Below are 21,551 nucleotides of genomic sequence, written 5' to 3' on the forward strand. Positions count from 1 at the left end.
CGAATCCTCCGGAGAGTCGTGAATTCGAGACGACCGTTCCGAGGAGGGGGACGACGTCCCACGACGTCCCCAGACCACGTGGCGCCGCCAGTTTAGGGGCCGGACGTCGGCGAGGTAAAGACCCAAGAATGCTGTGCACGATCGGTCGGATTGCGATCGTTGAGCGAGTGCAGCGAGACGAAACGCGGTGCCGATGCGGGAGACGCGACGGCGGGAGTGGAACCCGCTCGGTTCGCCTATACGGGCACTGTTCGCCGTCCTTTCATCGGCCGTTCATGGTCTGCCCGCCGGCGCTCTGCGAGTGTGGGCGGCAATGGCGACGGTCACGTGTCCGGCGTCTGAACCGTTCCGGAAGGACGCAGCATGAGCGACACAACCACCGACGCCCCCGTTCTCGAGCTCCTCGCTCGCATGACGACCGATGCCTACGAGAGCTCGAGCCTCGACCTCGACACCCTGATACTCGTGCGCATCGCAGCGCTCGTCGCCGTCGATGCCCCACCCGTCTCCTACGCCCTCAACCTGGACGTCGCGGCTGAAGACGGCCTCGACCTCGACACGATTCGGGGTGTCCTGACCGCAATCGCGCCGATCGTCGGGACGGCGCGCATCGCGGCCGCCACCGCCAATATCATCCGAGCCTTCGCCGCCGAGGCGGCCCTCGCGGATCTCGAGGTCGCCGAGCTCGACGACGAGTTCGACGACGACCTGTAGGGCGCCGTGGCGGCACTCGACTGGGACGCCGTGACGCGCAAGTACGGGCACGACGTCCCGGTGCTCGGGTCAACGATGAGCGTGATCGACGTCGGCCCGGTGGATCGAGCGACCGGGCCGGTGCTCGTGTTCCTGCACGGCAACCCGACGTCGTCCTTCCTGTGGCGCAAGGTGATCGCGGCGCTCGCATCCCGGTACCGATGCATCGCCATTGATCTGATCGGCATGGGCGGCTCTGGCAAACCCGCCATCGGATACTCCTGGACCGACCATCGTGCGTACCTGACGGAGACCCTTGATCGTCTGGACGTCGGCACACAGCCTGTGCGCTTGGTGACCCACGACTGGGGCGTCGGGCTGGGCATCGAGTACGCCCGCACTCATCCGCTCCGCGTCGCGGGAGTGGCCTTCGCGGAAGGCCACCTCCGACCGCTTCCATCCTGGGACGCTTTCGACGAGGGCGGTCGGGAATTCTTCCGCCGGCTCCGTGATCCGGTCGACGGTCGTCGAGAGGTCCTGGACGACGACGTCTTCCTCACGGCGATCCTCCCAGGCGGGATGTACCACCAGCTCACCATCGAGGAGGCGCGCGCCTATCGGGAACCGTTCCCGACGCCCGCCTCACGCCTCCCCATCTGGGCGTGGGTGACGCAGATTCCGGTACGAGGTGATCCGGCTCCCGTTCACGACGCGCTCAGCGCAAACTACGAATGGCTGGCGCATACCAGCACACCGCGGCTTCTGCTGCACGCCCATCCCGGCGCCATCATCACAACCGCCGTTGCGCGTGAATTGGTGGCGGACATACCGGTCATCGCATCGGTCGACGTCGGACGAGGGCTGCACTTCCTGCCGGAGGACCAACCGGAGAACATGGCAGCGGCACTGGCGGCGTGGGCCATCGCGACGGCAACCGTCGACGAGGGCGTGCGAGGCGCGTAACGCGCCCGGCGCTCCCAACGAACCCCTTGTCAAGCCGGCCGAGGTGCACGGAAGATGCCGGTATGAGCGAAACAGAAGAGACCGGCGACGTCACCGTCAACGTGGTCGATCGGCTCGCCGCACGATTCCCGACCCTCGCCAGGGATCACGTCGCCGAAGTGGTCGATGAAGAGCACGAACGCTTGAACGGTGCTCGCGTCCGCGATTTCATCCCCCTCCTCGTGGAGCACGAAGCGACCGAGCGGCTCCGCCTCGAGGCGGACCCGCAACTGACCGTCGACGAGCCTCTCCAGGAAATGCCGGCGAATGCGAAGTCGGGAGTGGACCCCATGGAGCATCAACGACGCGCTGAACCGCCAAGCGGTCCGCTGCTGGGAGACTACGGCCGCGGCTGACGGATGCGCGATGGGGCGGAGCCGCCTACTCTGAATGGGTGGTATCGAGCGCCGATGCATTCGAGAAAGCGTGGGTGAACGTCCCGCCCGAAACACGCGAGTGGCTGGTTGCGCATCCGAGGGAGCTCGTTCGCCCGTGGTCTGGCGCCCACTGACGAAGGCGGGGGTCGAGCTGTTGTGGGAACGGATGCACGCGAACGGCTTTCTGGAGCTATCGCCATCGACCTGGCAGTTCGTCGACGGCGTGCGTGCCAGTACCACTTCGCAGTCGGGGACACGAGGCCCTGCGCGGTCCTTGTCCGACGCGACGCCTCTCGCCGGCGAATGAGGCGCGGTCGACCGAACGCCCGTTTGTCGAAATCGTCGATCGTCGTGCGTCTCCCCTCCGACGCCACCGTGGCGGAACAGGAGGACATCATGACGACTCAGAAGATCCAGCTCGCGATCAAAGCCAGCCCCGCAGAGATCTGGACTGCCCTGACCAGCCCGACTCTCAGCCCGGCGTACTACTACGGGTTCGAGGCTCACTACGGCGAGAGGGCCGGCGAGACGTACTCATACGTCAGCGACGGAAAGACCGTCATCAGCGGCGAACTGCTCGAGGTCGACGAGAACAGGAAGCTGCGCATGACGTTCGCCGGTACGTGGGCTTCTGATGTCGCGGCCCTGCCAGACTCGGTCGTCACCTACGAGCTCGGCGACACCGCCATGGCGTTGCCGGGCCTGACCGCGCTCACGCTCACACACGAGGGGCTGCCTGATACTGTCGCCTCACGCAACGTCGAGAAGGGATGGGTGCTCATCCTGTCGGGGCTGAAGACCCTGCTCGAGACAGGTGCTCCCCTCGTACCGGCCCCTGCGCACTGACCGAGGGAGCACGGGCATGCAATACGCCATCCTGGCGATGGAATCCCCCCGCGACTACGACGCACGCACCGACCCCGCCGCGTCGCCGGAGTACTGGGCATCCTGGGCGGCCTACGTGTCGGCGCTTCGCGAGAGCGGTGTGATGGGTGCCGGCGCCGGCCTGCAGCCTCCCGAGACCGCCACCACCATCCGGCTTCGCGGCGGGACGCGGGAAGTGCAGGACGGGCCGTTCGCCGACACCAAGGAGCACCTCGGCGGGGTCTTCCTCATCGAGGTCGCTGATCTCGATGAGGCGATGCGCTGGGCGGCGAGGTGCCCGGCCGCCGTTCACGGCAGTGTCGAGGTCCGCCCCGTCCTGCCCGCGATGGCGTAGCCGTGGACCGTGTCGACGAGGCGCTCGAACAGGCCTACCGCCAGTTGTTCGGGCGCCTCGTCGGCTGGCTGTTCCGGCGGACCGGAGACCTGCAGCTCGCCGAGGACGCCGTTGCGGATGCCTTCGCTTCCGCGGTGGTGGCGTGGCGCGGGAAGGGTATCCCCGACAGCCCCGAGGCGTGGCTCCGTGTCGCCGCTCGGAACAGCGCGATGAGCGCGCTGCGGCGCGCGGCTCGAAGCGTCCCCGTCGCCCCCGAAGACCTCGAATTGATCCCCGAGGACGATGTGCAGCCCCGTGAACTCGATGACCGCCTCGGGCTGATGCTGGTGTGCACGCACCCGGCGATCGACGAGCGGATGCACGCCCCTCTGATGCTGCAGGCGGTGCTCGGTGTCGATGCGGCCCGCATCGCCTCGGCATTCCTCGTGTCGCCGGCGACGATGGGCCAGCGTCTGAGCAGGACGAAGACGAAGATCCGGGATGCCGGCATCCGCTTCGCTCTGCCTCCGCGTGAACAACTCACGCCGCGCCTGGACGCCGTGCTCCAGGCCGTGTACGGGGCGTACGGGATCGGCGATACCGTCGGCGGTGACGGCGACGCCGATCTCCGCGCGGAGGCCCTCCGGCTCAGCACGCTCCTTACCGAACTCCTCCCAGATCAGGCCGAGACCTGGGGGTTGCTCGCCCTCATACTGCACACCCGAAGCCGCCGCACCGCCCGGGTCGCCCACGGCGCGTTCGTGCCTCTCGCCCAGCAGGACACCGCACTGTGGTCGAAGCCTGATCGAGAGCGCGCCGACGCGGCACTTCGCCGGGCCGCAGCGCTCGGACAGATCGGCCGATTCCAGCTCGAGGCGGCCATCAGCGCGATCCACTCCTCCCGCGCCGACGGCCACGACACCGACTGGGACACGATCGTCGTGCTGTACCGCGGTCTTCTTCGGATCGCCCCGTCCGTCGGGGCGACGCTTGGGGCGGCGGCAGCGCTGATCGAGGGCGGGGAGACGACAGAAGCCGCCGCGCTGCTCGACGCCCTTGCCCCGGAAGCGGTTCGCGATCACCAGCCGTACTGGATCTGCCGCGCGCAACTCGCGCAGGCGAGCAACGACGACGCCGCGGCACACGCCGCGTTCGACAGGGCGATCGGGCTGACATCGGACCCTGCGCTTCGGCGATACCTGCTCTCGCGGCGATAAGCGGTATGGCGACCGAACATCTGCCCAGCCGCAGACCCACGTCCTTGTCCTGGTGAGAGCAGACTCTCACGCTCGTGCGGTTACTCCGTCCACGCCCGCGTTGTGTCGGCTGTCTGCCCGTAGCGCGCGGGACCGGTGGGGCGGTATGTCACCACGATGACCCCGTTGGACACGACGGTATGCTCGGTCAGTTCGAGAGCACGATCCGGCCCGGTGTCGGGGAACAAGCGCTCGCCCTGTCCCACGACAACGGGCGCGATGAACAGGTTGACGGCATCGACGAGGTCGTTCGCGAGCAGCCAGCGGATCAGCGTACGACCGCCCGGGGTCACCACCTCACCGTTCGCCTCGCGCACCGCACCGGAGACAGCCGCGGCCGAGTTCGCGGGGATCACGGTGGTGTGCGCCCAGGCAGGGCTCGCCAAGGTGTCGGATGCGACGTACTTGGGCTTCGAGTTCAGCGCCCTGCCGATGGGCGAATCCATCATCTCGGGGACTGCGCCCCATGATCGGGCGAAGACGTCGAAGGTCCAACTACCGAACAAGAATGCATCGGCCTTCTCGTAGACGGCGTTCAGGGCCCCCTCGACGGCGGGGTCGGCATACGGCATCGCCCACCCACCGCGCTCGAATCCGCCCCGACGATCTTCGTCTTCGGCGCCCAAGCCCTGCATGACTCCATCTACTGACACCCAGTTCGTTGTCGTCAGCGGCATCCTGATCCTCCATTCGTCCATCAGCCGTGTATCGTAAAACCATATGGTTATAGATCCGTTGAGGGAAGAGCAAGTCGATGAGTTGCTGCGGGCGCTTGCCGACGCCACCCGTCGCGACATCCTCCGTCGCTGTGCGCTGGACTCCCCGTCCGTCTCGCAGCTCGCCGAGGCGTACTCGATGAGCTTTCCGGCCGTGCACAAGCACGTCGCCGTGATGCAGCGGGTCGGCTTGATCACCAAGGAACGACGCGGGCGGGAGCAGCTGGTCCGTACCGACGTGGAGATGGTCCGCCGCGTGAGGCACGCCCTGGATGATCTCGAATCGGCGTGGCGCGGTCGGGTCGAGCGGATGTCGGACCTGCTCACATGACGGTCGTCAGGGTCGACACCGACGAGCAGGAGTTGTCGGTCACCGTGAATGGCTACATCGGTCACCAGTCCGACGGTTCCGATATCGGACAGGTCGGCGAGTATCTCCAGCTGATCAGTTCCGGTGGGCCGCGCCCGCACGGGGAGCACTGACTTCGTCGCCAGACGAACCTCGCCGCCTCTCCTCGTCTGCGTCCCACCACCGGCAGAGCGGCTCGATGAGCTCCCGAGCGGGTGTGACCATCTCGTCGCCCGACCCGCACCCGCAGCCGAGCGGAGCCTCCGAGCTCATCCTTGGCCGAGGTTCGTGACCAGGTTCATGGCGACTGCGATCAGGGCCGTGCCGAAGAAGAACGACAGGAGTGCTCGTTGGGTGCCTCCCGGGTCCTGCCGCCACAGCATCCGCCACACCCGTGTGAGGGCGATGATCCCGGCAGTGCACCACCCGACGAGGGTGCCAGTGCAGGCGAAGCCGCCACGGCAGTGATGATGCCGGCGACGATCCCGGCCCCGACGCAGGTTAGGCTCGGCGGGCTGAAAGGACCCGATCGTTCACGATGCTCCTTGGGTGGGCAGCTGAGAGGGCGTCAGCCTCCCAACACCCCCCGGGATGGAACGCGCATGCCCGCCGCACTCTAAGCCGGCGCGCTGCAGCTGGTTTGTGACGTTCGCGTCACGGTTCGTTTCGTTCATGTAAGCGTCCGCCCCCGCCTCTTCCGCACTCGTCGCGAGTGTGCCAACAATTGCGTAGGGAATCGCCGATGAGGTCGCCACCTGACATCTGGGGGCCGAATCGACGTTTTGCGGAGGACCCATGCCACGCCTATTCCCTTACCGAGCACTTGCGCTCGGCATCTTCACACTGCTCGTCCTGGCGGGGGTCGCTCAGCCAGCGCCCGCAGCTGCTGTCACTCCTGTGGGACCCGGAACGTACGAAGAGACTTCCGGCGCGATCCAATACACCGGGTTCTGGAGGTCACTCACGTCGAGTGGCTCGAGCGGCGGTGCTATCCGCTACTCGCAGGGCTCCGCTTCGGCGTCCTTGACTTTTCAAGGCGCGAGCATCACGTGGTACACCTGGAAGTCGACCTCAGGCGGAATGGTCGACGTTTACCTCGACGGCGTTCGCCAGAAACGCGTGGACAATTACTCTCCGACGCAGTCGACCAGAGTTCGAGCGTTCACTGCTCTCGGGCTGGGCGCCGGAACGCACACGATCAAGATCGTTTCCACGGGCACCGCAAACACACTGTCCGGCGGCGAGATCACACATCACGACTCCTTCGTCGTCGGCGCAGCGACCGCGTCCCGCGCGGTCCAGTCGCCGCCGATCCGCGCGACAGACTGCCCCACCGCGACCGTGCGCGTCAGCAGCTCCACTGGGCTCCATCGTGCTCTCGCCTCCGCGATTCCCGGCACCGTGATCCGTCTCGAACCCGGCACCTACGAGGGCGGCTTCAAGCTGACGGCGTCGGGGACCACGAGCAATCCGATCTGGGTCTGCGGGCCACGGAGCGCCGTCGTCCAAGCCGGCTCGACATCATCCGGCGTAGCGATGCGCGTCGACACGGCCAGCCATGTGCGCATCACCGGGTTCACAATCGGAAACGCACTGCAGGGCGTCATGGTCAAGTTCGGTGAGAACGTCGCGGTCACCGACCTGCACGTTCACGACACCGGCAACGAAGGCATCCACCTGTACGCGTTCACGACGGACAGCTTCGTGGTCGGCAACCTCGTTGAGCGTACGGGTGTCGTCAACCCGCAGTACGGTGAAGGCATTTACATCGGCACGTCCGGGCGGAGATGGGACGAAGTGACCCGCGGCGAACCCGACCGCTCCGACCGCAACACGGTCGCGCACAACACCGTAAGAGAGGCCGGAGCTGAGGGCATCGAGGCGAAGGAAGGCACCTCGGACGGCTCGATCCTCCACAACACGGTGCTCGGGCACAGCAGAGTGTCGGACGCCGATGCATGGGTCATGGTGACCGGCAATGACTGGTACATCAGCGGCAACTCCGGCGAAAACGCCGTCAAGCACGGGTACGCATCCTTCGTGTCAAGCGATGGCTCCTGGGGCCACCGGAACATATTCCGGGCCAACTCGGGAAGGGGCACCCCGGGCACGGGCATCTGGCTGCAAAACCCATCCTCGGGATCAAAAGTGTCATGCGACAACTGGGTGAACGACGCCGCAGATGGCGTGACAAACGTTTTCTGCGCCCCCTGACGTCCATTTGCAGGCGCACTGATCGGGCCGCAACACGCATGATCTTTCAGGAACCGCTTGCCGACGTCGGGGCGAAATGCATCGGGAGACCGAGCAGACGCTCGACACCTACTGTGTGGAGGGTAGGAAGGACCGCGTCCGGAACGTCGCGGCCTACAACGTCGTGCTCGAGGAGAACCCTGGGCTGCAGACTCCGGAGTTCGCCGCGGAGATCTAACAGATGGTCCTCGATGCGGCCGAGATGGAAGAGGAGTACAAGGCCATCTGCTCTCAGGCGCATCCTCGGGCTGAACGCCGAACTACGTCTACCAGACGTCGAGTATTTGGCGGACCGGCGCCTCGAGGAACCCGAGTTCGACTCCCGGTACAACATCACCCACTCGGCGAAGTGGATAGCGGCGGACGACACGCTCCAGCTCGTCAACTTCTTCACGTCGACGAATACGTCGTACGAGTCGAAAGCGTCCCTTCTGGAGTGGACGCGACGGCGGGAGTCGAACCCGCAACGCTCCCGGGTATGAACCGGAGCCCGGGACCGCCCGGATCGCCGCGATGGCCTCACGTTATCCCACCGTTACCGTCGCGGTGACGACGTTTCCTGCGGTTTCCCTATGAGTCTGGATGTGACGACCGGCGCGGTGGCGGTGGTGCATCCAGCGCCGCCAGCATCCGCACCAGCGACTCTCGCAACTCGGTGCGCGCCGGCTCCCCAAGATCGGTCGTGTATCCAACCCCCTCCGGGATCCACGACATTCCGTACATGGTCTCGCGGAAGTCGGCGCCGCCCACCGGCCACCGGGTGGTGTCGTCGGTCTCCGGGGTCGCTCCCTGTCCCCACTGGCCGAAGTACTCGCGCATGGCGTCGTAGGGCAGGTCCATGACGAGGTCGGTCTCGACCGGCTGCCGCACCCATGCGGCCGCGACGCGGAAGAACTCCTCCGTCTGCTCGGCGCTCAGCGCCCTCGGCTCGAACAGCACCCTGGTGTGCTGCACCGCATCCAGCCGGTCCACCCGGAACGTGCGCCAGTCCTCGCGCTCGAGATCCCAGCAGAGCAGATACCAGTTGCGCTCGGCGGGGGAGAGGGCGTGCGGCTCGACCCGGCGCGTCGTGGTCTCCCCCGAGGCCGACGTGTAGGTGAAGCGCAGGCGCTCGTGGTCGCGGCAGGCGAGGGCGAGTTCGCCCAGGATGTCGGGCGAGACGGCCGGCGCCGACCCGATGCCGACGGGCTGCACGACGGCCGCGAGGGCGTTCACCCGCCGGCGGAGCGCGACGGGCAGCACCTGCTCGAGCTTCGCGAGGGCGGTGAGGGTGGTCTCGGGGCCATGCACCAGCCGCTGGGTGGCGGCGACGCGAAGCCCGATCGCCATCGTGACCGCCTCTTCGTCGGTGAGCAGCAGCGGCGGCACCGCGCTGCCGGCTTCCAGCCGGTATCCGCCCGCGACGCCCGGCGTCGACTCGATGCGGTAGCCGAGCTCCCGCAGCCGGTCGATGTCGCGGCGCACGGTGCGCTCCGTGACGCCGAGGCGCTGGGACAGCTCAGTGCCGGTCCAGTGGCGGTGCGCCTGCAGCATGTTCAGCAGCTGCAGCGCGCGGTTGATCGTCTCGGCCATTCCTCTATTATTTCGGGATTCAGGACCGATCCTGTCCGCATGCCTTCCTACCCTCGAATCATGGCGAACGAACCCATCATCGAATCAGAGGGCCTCACCAAGGTCTTCCCGGATCACCCCAAGAAGAACTCGAAGAAGAAGAGCGTCCATGCGGTCACGGACCTCTCCTTCTCGGTGGCCCGCGGCGAGCTCGTCGCGTTCCTCGGCCCCAACGGCGCCGGCAAGTCCACCAGCCTGCGCATGCTCACGACCCTCATCCCTCCCACGTCCGGTAGGGCTCGGGTGGTCGGCCACGACATCCTGACCGGCCCCGCCGACGTGCGAGCGCGGATCGGCTACGTCGGTCAGCTCACGAGCGGCAGCTTCTCGCAGCGCACGCGCGACGAGCTGCTCAGCCAGGGCGCCTTCTACGGGATGTCGCGGGCCGACTCCGCCCGGAGGGCCGACGAACTGATCGAGTCGCTCGACCTGTCGAGCTTCGCGACCCGCACGGTGCAGCAGCTGAGCGGCGGCCAGAAGCGACGGCTGGATGTCGCGCTCGGCCTGATGCACGCCCCTCCCCTGATCTTCCTCGATGAGCCGTCCACCGGCCTCGACCCGCAGAGCCGCGCGAACCTGTGGCAGCACATCCTCGACCTCCGGGCGCAGCACGGCACCACGATCTTCCTCACCACCCACTACCTCGAGGAGGCCGATCGGTACGCCGAACGGGTGATGGTGATGGACAAGGGACGGGTGATCGCCGACGACACGGCCGGGGCGCTGAAGGCCACGCTGGCGGGTGACCTGCTGACCCTCGGATTCGATTCGACGGATGATGCGGACCGCGCGATCCCGGTGGTCGGGGCGCTGACGCCGGTGGAGGTGCGGCGCGAGGGCGCGGCATCCATCGCCCTGACGGTGCCGGACGGCGACCGGCTGCTGCCTGCCGCGGTGCGGGCGCTGGATGCCGCCGGCATCTCGGTCGCGAGCGCGACCGGCGTGCCGCCCACCCTCGACGACGTCTTCCTCGCGCTGACGGGGCGAACGCTCCGCGAAGCGGGCGAGGGCGAGGCGACCGAAGAGAACGAAGAGCAGGATGCGACGGCAGAGCCCAGTGCGAGTGCCACGGCATCCGAGAAGACAGGAGCCCGGCGATGACCACCCAGACCACTCCACGCCCCGACACGATCGTCCGGGCCAACGCCGCCCGCGACACGTGGAACGTGCTCACTCGCGAACTCAAGCCTGTCGCGCGGGATCCCTTCACGCTCATCTTCAGCCTGCTGCAGCCGCTCGTCTTCCTCGGGCTTTTCGCGCCCCTGCTGATCGGGCAGTCCGGTCAGCCGGCGGGCGAGACCCTGCAATGGTTCGTGCCCGGCGTGCTCGTGATGATCGTGCTGTTCGGCACCGGCGCCACCGGGTCGAACCTGCAGTACGAGATGATGACCGGTTCCCACGAGCGCACCCTCGTCGCACCGCTGGCGCGGTCATCGCTCCTCGTCGGACGGGCGCTCAAGGAGATCGCCCCGATCGTGATCCAGGCGCTGATCATCGTGCTAATCGCGTGGCCCTTCGGCTTCACGATCAACGTGCCCGGCCTCATCATCGGCCTCGCGCTTCTCGCGGTCTTCGGGGTCGGGCTGGGCGCCCTGTCCTACTCCCTCGCGCTCGCCACCAAGGACCGGGAGTGGCTCTTCTGGGGAGTGCAGCAGACGCTCATCTTCCCGCTGCTGATCCTCTCCGGCATGCTGCTGCCGCTCGACGAGGGACCCGCGTGGATGCGCGTCGTCTCGGCGTTCAACCCGGTCAACTGGGTCGTCCAGGCCGAGCGGGCCCTCCTCGCGGGTGACCTCGGCGACATCACCGTGCTGTGGGGCTGGCTGGCAGCGCTGATCCTCGCCGCGATCGGGCTGATCGTCGGCGTCCGCTCGATACGCCGCAGCAGCTGATCTGGGCGGGCGCGGTCCTGGGACGGGCCGCGCCCGCCTCGGTGGGGCCGTCCACAGCCGTGCGGCGCGCGAACGCGGATCCGTTACCGTGAATCCATGACGACGGCTCGGGTACGTGGGGTGCTCGCTGTGGTCACCGCTCTGGTGCTGCTCGCGCTCGGGTTCGGCGTCGCCGTCGTCGTCGGCGACGAGCTCGGCATCCGCACGGAGGACGCGGACTCGCCGCCCCTCACTCAGGCGCCGCAGCCGGCGGTGCTGCCGGCAGTGCTGCCGCCGCAATTCGTCTCGATCGACGCGCCGGCGACGCTGCGATTGGATGTCGCGACCGATGAGCTGCGGAATGCGGTGGCCACGGCATCCGGCACGAAGGGCGAGGCGACCCTGTCGGTGGTCTACGCCGACGGCGAGGCTGACGACGAGTCCTACCGCCTCGAGGGCTCCACCGACGCGCTGCGTATCGTCGCGGAGAGCGAGACCGGCGCGGTGCGCGGGGTGTACGACCTCGCCTCGGCGGTGCGCGACGGACGCTCCGTCGACAGCGACCTGGGCCGAACGATCACCTCCCGCCTCGGGCTGCGGATGGCGGATCTCGGCGCGGTCGGGGTCGAACCCGACGAGGAGGCGTACGCGGCGGGCACCGACTACTCGCACACGTCGAACGCCTTCGTCGATGTGATCCTCGCCGAAGCCCCCTACATCGACCAGGATGCCCTCGCCGAGGCGCAGCTCGAGTTCGAGGAGTTCGCGAAGCACATCCTCGCCGAGGGATACAACGCCATCACCTTCCCCGGTTTCATCGAATACGCCACCTTCGACGGCGTCGAAGGCGTCTACCCCGAGGGCGACGTGCACGCCGAACGGGCCTTGGCCATGCGAGAGGCCTTCGGGCCGATGTTCGACTACGCCGACGCGCTCGGTATGAAGGTGTACCTCCGCACCGACATGCTGACCCTCACGACGCCGCTGGCCACGTACCTGACCGACCGCTTCGGCTCCCTCGACACCGAGAACCCCGAGCTGTGGGATGTCTACGCAGCGGCGTACGACGAGGTCTACGCCGCGATGCCGTCGCTGGATGGCACCGTCATCCGCATCGGCGAAGCGGGGCGCGTGTACGACGTCGAAGGCTGGGACTATTACTCGGCCCTCGCCGTGACGACCGTGGACTCCGTGCGCGCGATGCTCACGTCGCTCTCCGCCGGTGCGGAGCAGGCCGACAAGGAGCTCATCTTCCGCACGTGGAGCGTCGGCGTCGGTGCTGTGGGCGACATGCACACCAATCCGGAGTCGTACGAGGCGGTCCTGGGTGGCATCGACTCACCCGCCCTCATCGTGTCGACGAAGTACACCCTCGGCGACTTCTACAGCTGGCTGCCCGACAACAACACCCTCGAGATCGGCGAGCAGCGCCGCATCGTCGAGTTCCAGAGCCGCCGGGAGTTCGAGAACTTCGGCGCCTTTCCGAACGACCTCGGCGCGGAATATCAGCGCGCCCTGCAGAGCTTCCTCGCGGCGAATCCGCGCATCGAGGGGATCTGGACCTGGACCCAGGACGGAGGCCCCTGGAGGGCCGGCCCGATGAGCCTGTACCTGAAGTCCGGCTTCTGGCAGCTCTACGACCTCAACACCGAGCTCTCTGTGAGACTCGCGCGCAACCCCGACACCGATGTGCAGGCAGTGACGGTCGACTGGGCACGGCGATGGTTCTCGGATGACGAGGCCACCGTGACGGCGATCGCCCAGGCAATGGCGTTCTCGAGGGCGGCGGTCGCCCAGGGGATGTACATCGGTCCGTTCGCCGAGAAGCGGGTGTTCGCGATCGGCCTCGAGCCGCCCCCCATGATGTGGATCTTCGAGTGGGACATCCTCACCGGCGACACGGCGGTGCTGAGCGTGATGTCCTCCATCGTCGGCGACGAGGTCGACGAGGCCATCGCCGAGGGCGAGGACGCCGTCGCGGCCGCGGAGGAGATGCAGGCGCTCATCGTGTCGACGGATGCCGGGACGTGGCGGGATGCCGAGCTGCACGACGACTTCGTGGGCACGATGGACTACGAGGTCGACGTGCTGCGGATGCTCACCGCGTACCGCGCGATGATCCTCTATCAAGGACAGTGGCATTCCACGCTGTCGCCCGAGGCCTACGACTCGTGGGCCGATGCCCGCGGCAGGTTCGAGGCGCTCGCGGACGACCACGTGCAGCAGTACGAGGGCGACGTGGACTATCCGGCGTTCAACCTGACGGCCGCGCAGCTCGGCGTCGACCGGGCCGACCGCGACCTCGCGATGGCGTGGATCGCACGCGTCCTGCTCGCCCTCACCGCCGCCTGGCTGGTGATCGGCATGGTGGCCACGCGCACCCGCCTTGTCCGCCGCCCGGGGGCCGCGGCCGCCCGCATCTCCTGGATCGCGGCCACCCGCCCGTGGCGCGCCCGCGAGTCGACCCTCGGCATGCTGTCTCTGGACCGGTGGCTGCTCGTGCTCGTACCGGGTGCCCTCCTGGTCGCGACGAGGGCGGTCCAGACGTCCTTCCTGTCGTGGGCGCACATCGCGGTGACCCTCTGTGCCTGGGCGATCTTCGCCGTCACGGTGCTGGTCGCGCTGAGGAAGCGATCGGCGTGGGCGGTTCTCGCCGCTGTCGGCGGCGTTCTCGTTCTGCGCTGCGCGCTGCTGCTCTTCGCGCTCTCGTTCTCGGGCCCCGGAGGCTACTGGTACGCGTTCTGGACGGATCCCACCCGGCGAACCGTGTACATCACGATCGCCTTCGCCCTCTTCGTCTGGGCATTCGTCGCCGGAGCGTGGGCGCTCGCCGCCCAACTCGGGCGTAGACGCGCGACGGGCGTCGTGCTGGCGGCGGTGGGCCTCGGCTTGGCGATCCCGGCGGCTCTGGTCGCGCTCGTCGGCCTGGAGAAGGCCCTCACGGTGTGGAACGACCAGATGGGGCTGCTCCCGTGGGGGCTCTCCCGCATCCTCGGCATCACCGTATACCTCGACATCCCCCTCGACACCGCGTGGATCGCCGCCGGCGTCGGTGCGCTCATCGCCGTCATCGGTGTGCTGCTGGCAATCCCCGGACGCAGGCGGGAATCGGCGCCGACCGACTGAGTCGGTGCCGCGCGCAGGGCCCGCTCAGCGGGAATATCAGGCGACCTCCGCCTCCCCGACGGCTATACGGAACTGTGCCTCTGACGGCAGTCGCTCCTCGAGAAGGCGGTGGAGCTGCGCGCGGCCGCGCCAGTCGTCAAGGTGCAGCGAAAGCCCATCGCCTCCTGCAGCGACCAGGGACCAGAAGCGGTCGGTGTCGGAGTATCCGGCCAGCACGACATCGTCGAAGCGAATTTCGAAGGGCGGCTCACCCGGAACGGTGAGGGTTGCACGCTCATGGTCGATGGCGAGATTCCACCCGCCCATTCCCCGGAACATCCGCGGGCTGAAGAGCGCCACGCCGGGCTTCGCGAGATGCATCACCAGCTGACTCCTGGTGAGGCCGGCAGTGTACGCCTCCGGCTGCTCGGAGAAGGGTATGCCGAGCGCCTCCGTCACTCCGTGATCGCGGTCGGACACGATCCCGGCGCCGAAAGTCACGAACAATGACGGCACTGCTGCGGCGATCACTCTGCGAATATCCTCGCGGGTCAGTCCCTCCGTGACGATCGGAACCAGATCGTCCGGGTCCCTGCGTCCCCGGACCACGGAAACCGCGACGGCATCGAGTACTTCCGCCTGCGCGGCCGGGTCGTCGTCCCCCTGACTCCAGCGGTCGAGCTCTTCGAGCAGCTGCGCTTCGTCCGGTCCCATCTCGGCGAGTGTGCGAATCACCTGCACGGCACCCCTCCCCGCGGCAACTGCGTCCTCTGGTCGTGGATCGAGTGCATACGCAACAAAGCGCGAGTTGGCGGTGACAGCGCCCACGAAGGGCGAGACGGAGTAGATCTTGTGTTGCGCCGTCCTCAGTTCTGAATGAAGCGCATCCGCGAGGAGGCTGCCGGCGACTCCCACGGCGGCATTCGAAGCCGGCCCGAGAAGCATGCTGATCGCCAGGGGCATCGGGCCGTCGACCAACCACCCGGTGCGGCGGTGCGGCAGTATCACCGGGGTGGGGCGATCCGGCAACGAGCGCGCGGCCGGAAGATGCAGCGCTAAGCCGGGCGGGACGTCGCCCGTGAACGTGAGGACGGCGTTCCCGGTATGGAGCCACGAATCGGCGAACGCAAGCGCAGCCTCGCGCGTCAGAGATCGGTGGGCGGGAGAGCCGATATCCAGCAAGCCGAGGCTGTTCGCGCCGAAGCGATTCAGCAGGGGCCCACGTCCGACGAATTCGTCGCCCTCCCCGAGCTCCGCCGTGATGACGCGTCGCTGTTCAGCCACGTCGGCGTCGGTGATCTGGTGGAGCGTCGCGATCGCCGTCGCCACTCGCGACAGGAAGTCGGCGACGAGGTGAGGGGCGCCCTGTGCGTAGAAGCTGATCGTCTCGTCGGCGGTGGTCGCGTTGTGGGCCACTTTCACCTTGCCGACGCGTTGCATGACGAGATGCTCGAGAAGGTGCGCTGTACCGGCCGTGCGAGCCGACTCGTCGCGCATACCGACTCCGAACGTCAACGTTCCGGTGTAGATCGCACGGATGTCCGCAACGTAGGTGGGGATGCCGTCGATGGTCAGATGGCTTATTGAGGGCAGGGGCACCCGCCTATTCTCATCCAGCGGGCGTCCCTCGATGGGACGCCTGTGCACAACGCGCTCGGTATTCTCCGACCGAGGTCAGGGCCATGCCCGCAGGGCGAGTGTCGGTGCTCGCGCCTAGACTTGGAGGGCCATGACCGACGCCTCCACGCCCATGATCATCGTCGGGGGCGACAGAGGCCCTCGAGCGCCCGGCGCCGCGCCGCGCGACGATGCCGATGACCTCCTCGTCGGCCTCAACGAGCCTCAGCGCGAGGCCGTGCTCTACCGCGGGCCGGCGCTGCTCATCGTCGCCGGTGCCGGATCGGGAAAGACGCGCGTCCTCACCCATCGCATCGCCGGCCTCATCCGCAACCGCGAGGCGTGGCCCAGCCAGATCCTCGCGATCACCTTCACCAACAAGGCCGCCGGCGAGATGCGCGAGCGCGTCGCGCACCTGGTCGGTCAGGCATCCCAGGGCATGTGGATCTCGACTTTCCACTCCGCGTGCGTGCGCATCCTCAGGCGGGAGGCAGAGAACTTCGGCTTCAAGCAGTCGTTCACCATCTACGACTCCGGCGACACGCGGGCGCTCCTGAAGCGGCTCGTGAAGGAGCATGAGGCGGATGCCTACGGCCTGACGCCCGCGGCCGCCATGGGCAAGATCTCCAAGCTGAAGAACGAGCTCGCCGACGCGGAGTCGTACGCGCGCCAGGCCAACATGAGCGATCCCGCCGAGCGCGTGTTCGTGGATGTCTTCGCCGACTACCAGCGCCAGCTGCAGCGGGCGAACGCCTTCGACTTCGACGACCTGATCGCGCAGACCGTGTACCTGTTCCGTGCGTTTCCTCGGGTGGCGGACGTGTACCGGCGACGCTTCCGGCACATCCTGGTCGACGAGTACCAGGACACGAACCACGCGCAGTACGCCCTCATCCACGAGCTGACCCGGCCGATCGGGTCCGACCCTTCGACGGGCTCAGGGACCGGTGGCGGATTCGAGTCCGGCGGCATGATGATCTTCGACACTTCGGCGGGCTCAGTGACCGGTGGAAGTGGTGACCCCGACAAGGCGGGTGCCTCGCTGACGGTGGTCGGCGACTCCGATCAGTCCATCTACGCGTTCCGCGGCGCCGACATCCGCAACATCAGCGAGTTCGAGCGCGACTATCCGGGCGCCAAGGTGGTGCTGCTCGAGCAGAACTACCGCTCGACGCAGAACATCCTGAGCGCGGCGAACGCCGTCATCCGCAACAACTTCGACCGCAAGGACAAGAAGCTCTGGACGGATGTCGGGGCCGGCGAGCTGATCGTCGGCTTCACCGGCTACTCGCAGCACGACGAGGCCCAGTTCGTCGCCGATGAGATCGAGGCGATCCACCGCCGCGGGGTGCCGTACTCCGAGGTGGCGGTGTTCTACCGCACGAACTCTCAGAGCCGTGCGCTGGAGGAGATCTTCATCCGGTCGGCGCTGCCCTACAAGATCATGGGCGGCACGAAGTTCTACGAGCGTGCCGAGATCAAGGACGCGATGGCGTACCTGACGGCGGTGGCGAATCCGGCCGACGGGATGGCGGTGCGGCGCATCCTGAACCGCCCCCGCCGTGGCATCGGCGACGTCACCGAGACGGCCATCCAGAACTTCGCCGACCGCGAGGACATGACGTTCCGCGATGCCCTGTCGATGCCGGACGAGCTGGGGGTCGGCCCCAAGATCCAGGCGGCGATCGCGCAGCTCGATGGGGTGCTGCGCGAGGCATCCGCCCTCATGCTGCCCTCCTCCGGCGAACTCGCCGCGCCCACCGCCGTCGCGGAGGGGCTCTCCCTGCTGCTGCAGAAGTCGGGGTACCTCGACGCGCTGCGCGCGAGCAAGGACCCGCAGGACGAGGCGCGACTCGAGAACCTCGACGAGCTCGTGGCCGTCGCGAGGGAGTTCGCGCGCAACAACCCCGAAGGGACCGTCATCGACTTCCTCGCCGAGGTCGCTCTGGTGTCGGATGCCGACGACCTGGACGACGCGTCCGGGTCGGTGTCGCTGATGACCCTGCACACCGCAAAGGGACTCGAGTACGACGCGGTCTTCCTGACCGGCGTCGAGGAAGACCTGATCCCGCACCGCATCTCGGCCAACGAACCGGGCGGGCCGGCCGAGGAGCGGCGACTGTTCTATGTCGGCATCACGCGTGCGCGCAAGCGCCTGTACGTCTCGCTGGCCATGACGCGGGCGCAGTTCGGCGAGGTCACGGTGGCGATGCCGAGCCGCTTCCTGCAGGAGATCCCCGCCGAGCTGATCGACTGGCGTCAGTCGCCCGGTGACGTGAACTCACGGGGCGGAACGCAGTCGCGGGCGCTGAACGCGCGCCGTCCCGGCTCGAGCGGCGGCTCCGGCGGCTTCGGAGGGCGCGACTACGGCGCCCCGCTCGTGCCCAAATCGACGGCCCTCGACCGGTTCCCGAACCGCATTCCTGCGAAGGTCCGCGACAACGGCGACATGCAGCTCGCACCGGGCGACCGCATCCGGCACGACGACTTCGGCGAGGGCCGGGTCGACGCCGTGACGGGGGAGGGCGCGAAGCGCGTCGCCCATGTGCGCTTCGAGAAGGTCGGCGCCAAGAAGCTCCTGATCAAGATCGCGCCCATCGAAAAGCTCTGACCCTCGACCGGCGGCGACGGCGCCATCAACCACTGAACCGGTCGCGCGGGCCGGGTTAGGCTGGCCCGATGGCCTTGTTCTCGCGCCGCAAGAAGTCCGATGACGTCGTCGCGCCGCAGGCACCCGACGCTCCTCAGAATCCCGAGCAGGCAGCCGCCGGCTCAGCGGAGATCACCCCAGCGAGCACCGGCAGTCCCCAGGGTGCCTCCGACGCCGGCGCGACGGAGCGGGCCGACGCGGGGGAGTCGGTCGCGGGGCCGGATGCCGAAGCCGCGCCGTCGGTCGGCATCTCCGTCTCGGCGTACCACGGGCTCGGCAGCTCCGCCACGATCACGTCGACGGGGCCATCCGGAACCGGGGCGCCGGCAACCGGGCGCGCATCAACCACCCGGCCCGGCCCCACACCCCAGCCCTCGCCCGGCCCGCGCCCGGCTCCGCGGGAGGAGGCGCCGGCCCCCACGGAAAGCGTGCCGGGGCTGCGCGACAACGTGCTGCTCGCGGAGGCGCTCGAAGCGCTCGGGGCCACAGCCGAGCCGACATCCCTCGAACTCATGAACGTCGCCCGGCAGTTCCTGCAGGGCCACGTCTTCCTCCGGGTGCGCGGCGACGCGCGGTCGCTGCTGTCCGAAGGCAAGGAGCTGCCCCTCGCGGTGGTGCGCAACGGCGACCAGCAGTTCCTGCTCGCCTACAGCACGGGGGCCGCGCTGCACGCGAGTGCGCGCGCCGATCAGGACACTCAGACCAGTGCCATGGGTCAGCCGGTGCTGAACGTCATCCGGCACATGCTCGCCGGACCGTACGCGGGCATCATCCTCGATCAGTCTTCCGCGCCGAACCGGGCCGTGCTTCCCCGCGAGCTGCTCGAGCGGGCGATCCGGGAAGGGGACGAGAACTTCACGCTGAAGAACCTGCTGTCGCAGCCGAGGACGCCCGAGACGCCCGCCGCGATCGGGGCCGCGCTCGCGCACGCGCCCCTCTGGGTCGCCGTCGGTCAGGTACCGCCGCAGAGCCCAGAGGAGAAGCCCCGCGTCGGTGTCGCCGAATCACGCACGCCGGAGGGCGAGCGCTACCTCGAGATCTTCTCGCACCCGCTCGAGGTGCACGCCATGAGACGTGGCAACCAGGCGATGCCCTTCCCGGCCGACAAGCTCGCAGCGTCGCTGCGCGATCATGCGGAGCTGACCGGGGTCGTCGTCGATCCCGGCGGGCCTTGGATCCGCCTGGGCCGGGATGCCCTGGCACCCGTTCTCGCGCTCGCCGAGACCGACTGACCTCACCTCTTGACGCTCCGCGTGCGTGGTTCTATCCTCTAATAAAACAAACAGTTTATAAAAGAATCGATTGATCAATTGACCCAGGACGCCGAAGCCGCGGACCCGCTCGACCGCGCCTTCGCCGCGCTGGCCGACCCCGTGCGGCGCGCGATCGTGGCCCGACTCAGTCGAGGCCCAGCAACCCTCGGAGAGCTGGCGGAGCCCTTCGCGATCACGCCGCAGGCGGTGTCGAAGCACATCAGCGTGCTCGAGGCGGCGGGCCTGGTGTGGCGCACGCGCGACGCGCAGCGGCGGCCGGTGCACCTCGACGCCGCGGCGCTGGAGCGCCTGACCGCGTGGATCGACCGGTACCGGCTCGTGGCCGAGTCGGCGTACCGCAGGCTCGACGCGCTGCTGGCCGACGCATCCGCCCCGCACGCCCCGCCCGCAGATCCGAAAGCCGAGGGGGACACCACCCCTCTGAAGAGAAGGAGAAAGTCATGAGCAACCCGGTCGTCATCGATGCCGTACCCGGGCAGTCCTACGCCGACATCACCCGCGAGTTCGACGCGCCCGTCGCGGCCGTGTTCCACGCGCACGGCGATCAGGAGCTGTTCCGCAAGTGGATCGGCCCGTACGACGAGTCGACGCGCATCACACACTGGGATTTCCGCACCGGCGGCGGCTATCGATACGAGCAGGACGATCCCGACGGCAGCACCTACGCCTTCCGTGGCGTGTTCCACACCGTCCGCGAGAACGACGTGATCATCCAGACGTTCGAGTGGGAGGGCGCTCCCGACGCGGTCAGCCTCGACATCATGCGGTTCGAGGAGCTGCCGGGCGGCCGCTCGCGCATCGTCGATCGGAGCGTCTTCCCCGACGTGGAGGTGCTCGACATGATGCTGCAGTACGGCATGGAGAAGGGCATGACCGAGGGCTATCAGAAGCTCGACGCCCTGCTGGCGGACGGCTCCGCGAAGCCGGAGGAGTGAGCCTCATGGGCAAGGTCATCTCGGCGGCATCCGTCTCGCTCGACGGATTCGTCGCCGACCCCGACAACAACCCTCGCGCGCTGTTCGACTGGTACGACGCGGGGGACGTCGAGGTGGTCAACCACGGCGACCTTCCCCCGTTCCACCTGACACGGGAGAGTGCCGACTACTGGACCGCGTGGACCTCCGAGGTCGGCGCGCTCGTCGTCGGTCGTCTGCTCTTCGACATCACGGACGGCTGGAAGGGACAGCATCCGATGGGAGTGCCCGTCGTCGTGGTGACCCACGAACCGCCGACGGACTGGTCCTACCCGGGCTCGGATCAGTTCCGGTTCGTCACGACGGGCGTCGAGGATGCGATCGCCGTGGCGCAGGAGATCGCCGGGGCCAAGCACGTCGGCGTCGCCGCCGGCACGATCGCGTCGCAGGCGCTGCGGGCGGGACTGCTCGACGAGGTCGCGATGGACATCGTGCCGGTGGTGCTGGGCGACGGGCACAAGTACTTCGTCGACATCCCCGAGGGCGAGATCCTGCTCGGCGACCCCAGCGTGGTGATCCGCGCGCGTCGCGTGACCCACATGCTGTTCCCGGTGGTGAAGGAGTCCTCGTCGGACGGATGACGGATGACGGTGGGCGGCCCTAGG

The 21,551-nt window shown here is 68.0% G+C and carries 21 protein-coding genes and 1 tRNA gene; 18 read left to right on the forward strand and 4 right to left on the reverse strand.

The features are described from left to right. Window positions 1-363 precede the first annotated feature (363 nt). The 6 genes from ACLQ2Q_RS00140 (at window position 364) to ACLQ2Q_RS00165 (ending at window position 4,487) form a co-directional block, all read left to right on the forward strand. Entirely contained in the window at window positions 364-714 is a 351-nt protein-coding gene (locus ACLQ2Q_RS00140; protein WP_425816712.1) for a carboxymuconolactone decarboxylase family protein, read from the forward strand. A 6-nt stretch (window positions 715-720) separates the two neighbouring features. Then, window positions 721-1,656, forward strand: coding sequence for a haloalkane dehalogenase (locus ACLQ2Q_RS00145; protein ID WP_425816714.1), 936 nt, complete (start codon window positions 721-723; stop codon window positions 1,654-1,656). 62 nt (window positions 1,657-1,718) lie between these two features. Continuing rightward, window positions 1,719-2,051 carry a three-helix bundle dimerization domain-containing protein gene (locus ACLQ2Q_RS00150; protein ID WP_425816716.1) on the forward strand — a complete coding sequence of 111 codons (333 nt, stop codon included), beginning with the start codon at window positions 1,719-1,721 and terminating at the stop codon, window positions 2,049-2,051. A 417-nt stretch (window positions 2,052-2,468) separates the two neighbouring features. Next, the gene (locus tag ACLQ2Q_RS00155) at window positions 2,469-2,918 is read left to right on the forward strand and encodes an SRPBCC domain-containing protein (RefSeq protein ID WP_425816718.1); all 450 of its coding nucleotides are present in this window, start codon (window positions 2,469-2,471) and stop codon (window positions 2,916-2,918) included. A 16-nt stretch (window positions 2,919-2,934) separates the two neighbouring features. Next, window positions 2,935-3,291, forward strand: a complete 357-nt coding sequence (locus tag ACLQ2Q_RS00160; RefSeq protein ID WP_425816720.1) for a YciI family protein — start codon at window positions 2,935-2,937, stop codon at window positions 3,289-3,291. Between the two features lie 2 nt (window positions 3,292-3,293). Continuing rightward, a complete protein-coding gene (locus tag ACLQ2Q_RS00165) occupies window positions 3,294-4,487 on the forward strand; it encodes an RNA polymerase sigma factor (protein ID WP_425816722.1) in 1,194 nt (397 codons plus the stop codon). 80 nt (window positions 4,488-4,567) lie between these two features. On the opposite strand, the gene ACLQ2Q_RS00170 is transcribed toward ACLQ2Q_RS00165, so the two are convergent. Further along, the gene (locus ACLQ2Q_RS00170; RefSeq protein WP_425816724.1) at window positions 4,568-5,203 is read right to left on the reverse strand and encodes a dihydrofolate reductase family protein; all 636 of its coding nucleotides are present in this window, start codon (window positions 5,201-5,203) and stop codon (window positions 4,568-4,570) included. Window positions 5,204-5,246: 43 nt separating this feature from the next. On the opposite strand from ACLQ2Q_RS00170, the gene ACLQ2Q_RS00175 reads away from it, so the two are divergent. The 4 genes from ACLQ2Q_RS00175 (at window position 5,247) to ACLQ2Q_RS00190 (ending at window position 8,022) form a co-directional block, all read left to right on the forward strand. Beyond that, window positions 5,247-5,573 carry an ArsR/SmtB family transcription factor gene (locus ACLQ2Q_RS00175; protein WP_425816726.1) on the forward strand — a complete coding sequence of 109 codons (327 nt, stop codon included), beginning with the start codon at window positions 5,247-5,249 and terminating at the stop codon, window positions 5,571-5,573. Further along, window positions 5,570-5,725, forward strand: a complete 156-nt coding sequence (locus ACLQ2Q_RS00180; protein ID WP_425816728.1) for a hypothetical protein — start codon at window positions 5,570-5,572, stop codon at window positions 5,723-5,725. Before ACLQ2Q_RS00175 ends, ACLQ2Q_RS00180 begins: the two co-directional genes overlap by 4 nt. A 1,267-nt stretch (window positions 5,726-6,992) precedes the next feature. Beyond that, window positions 6,993-7,805 carry a right-handed parallel beta-helix repeat-containing protein gene (locus ACLQ2Q_RS00185; RefSeq protein WP_425818565.1) on the forward strand — a complete coding sequence of 271 codons (813 nt, stop codon included), beginning with the start codon at window positions 6,993-6,995 and terminating at the stop codon, window positions 7,803-7,805. Between the two features lie 76 nt (window positions 7,806-7,881). Further along, entirely contained in the window at window positions 7,882-8,022 is a 141-nt protein-coding gene (locus ACLQ2Q_RS00190) for a hypothetical protein (protein WP_425816730.1), read from the forward strand. A gap of 259 nt (window positions 8,023-8,281) precedes the next feature. Here the strand turns inward: ACLQ2Q_RS00190 and ACLQ2Q_RS00195 are convergent. Further along, a tRNA-Met gene (locus ACLQ2Q_RS00195) sits at window positions 8,282-8,357 on the reverse strand. Between the two features lie 57 nt (window positions 8,358-8,414). Then, window positions 8,415-9,416: a helix-turn-helix transcriptional regulator gene (locus ACLQ2Q_RS00200; RefSeq protein WP_425816732.1), complete on the reverse strand. Its 1,002-nt coding sequence runs from the start codon at window positions 9,414-9,416 to the stop codon at window positions 8,415-8,417. 60 nt (window positions 9,417-9,476) lie between these two features. Here ACLQ2Q_RS00200 and ACLQ2Q_RS00205 point away from each other — a divergent pair, with 60 nt between their 5' ends. From ACLQ2Q_RS00205 to ACLQ2Q_RS00215, 3 genes are all read left to right on the forward strand, one after another. Further along, window positions 9,477-10,556, forward strand: coding sequence for an ATP-binding cassette domain-containing protein (locus ACLQ2Q_RS00205; protein WP_425816734.1), 1,080 nt, complete (start codon window positions 9,477-9,479; stop codon window positions 10,554-10,556). Beyond that, window positions 10,553-11,347 carry an ABC transporter permease gene (locus ACLQ2Q_RS00210; RefSeq protein WP_425816736.1) on the forward strand — a complete coding sequence of 265 codons (795 nt, stop codon included), beginning with the start codon at window positions 10,553-10,555 and terminating at the stop codon, window positions 11,345-11,347. The genes ACLQ2Q_RS00205 and ACLQ2Q_RS00210 overlap by 4 nt, the downstream gene beginning before the upstream one ends. 96 nt (window positions 11,348-11,443) lie before the next feature. Further along, window positions 11,444-14,452 carry a hypothetical protein gene (locus tag ACLQ2Q_RS00215; protein WP_425816738.1) on the forward strand — a complete coding sequence of 1,003 codons (3,009 nt, stop codon included), beginning with the start codon at window positions 11,444-11,446 and terminating at the stop codon, window positions 14,450-14,452. Between the two features lie 36 nt (window positions 14,453-14,488). Here the strand turns inward: ACLQ2Q_RS00215 and ACLQ2Q_RS00220 are convergent, their stop codons facing one another. Then, the gene (locus ACLQ2Q_RS00220) at window positions 14,489-16,030 is read right to left on the reverse strand and encodes a M16 family metallopeptidase (RefSeq protein ID WP_425816740.1); all 1,542 of its coding nucleotides are present in this window, start codon (window positions 16,028-16,030) and stop codon (window positions 14,489-14,491) included. A gap of 130 nt (window positions 16,031-16,160) precedes the next feature. Here ACLQ2Q_RS00220 and ACLQ2Q_RS00225 point away from each other — a divergent pair, with 130 nt between their 5' ends. The 5 genes from ACLQ2Q_RS00225 (at window position 16,161) to ACLQ2Q_RS00245 (ending at window position 21,527) form a co-directional block, all read left to right on the forward strand. Continuing rightward, the gene (locus ACLQ2Q_RS00225; protein WP_425816742.1) at window positions 16,161-18,659 is read left to right on the forward strand and encodes an ATP-dependent helicase; all 2,499 of its coding nucleotides are present in this window, start codon (window positions 16,161-16,163) and stop codon (window positions 18,657-18,659) included. A 68-nt stretch (window positions 18,660-18,727) separates the two neighbouring features. Beyond that, entirely contained in the window at window positions 18,728-19,930 is a 1,203-nt protein-coding gene (locus ACLQ2Q_RS00230; RefSeq protein ID WP_425816744.1) for an SseB family protein, read from the forward strand. Window positions 19,931-20,008: 78 nt separating this feature from the next. Continuing rightward, window positions 20,009-20,416, forward strand: coding sequence for an ArsR/SmtB family transcription factor (locus ACLQ2Q_RS00235; RefSeq protein ID WP_425816746.1), 408 nt, complete (start codon window positions 20,009-20,011; stop codon window positions 20,414-20,416). Then, window positions 20,413-20,907: an SRPBCC family protein gene (locus tag ACLQ2Q_RS00240; protein WP_425816747.1), complete on the forward strand. Its 495-nt coding sequence runs from the start codon at window positions 20,413-20,415 to the stop codon at window positions 20,905-20,907. Before ACLQ2Q_RS00235 ends, ACLQ2Q_RS00240 begins: the two co-directional genes overlap by 4 nt. Window positions 20,908-20,912: 5 nt before the next feature. After that, complete coding sequence (locus ACLQ2Q_RS00245) at window positions 20,913-21,527, forward strand: dihydrofolate reductase family protein (RefSeq protein WP_425816749.1); 615 nt, start codon at window positions 20,913-20,915, stop codon at window positions 21,525-21,527. The last annotated feature ends 24 nt before the right edge of the window (window positions 21,528-21,551 follow it).

Source organism: Microbacterium sp. DT81.1, from assembly GCF_049844955.1.
GTDB lineage: Bacteria > Actinomycetota > Actinomycetes > Actinomycetales > Microbacteriaceae > Microbacterium.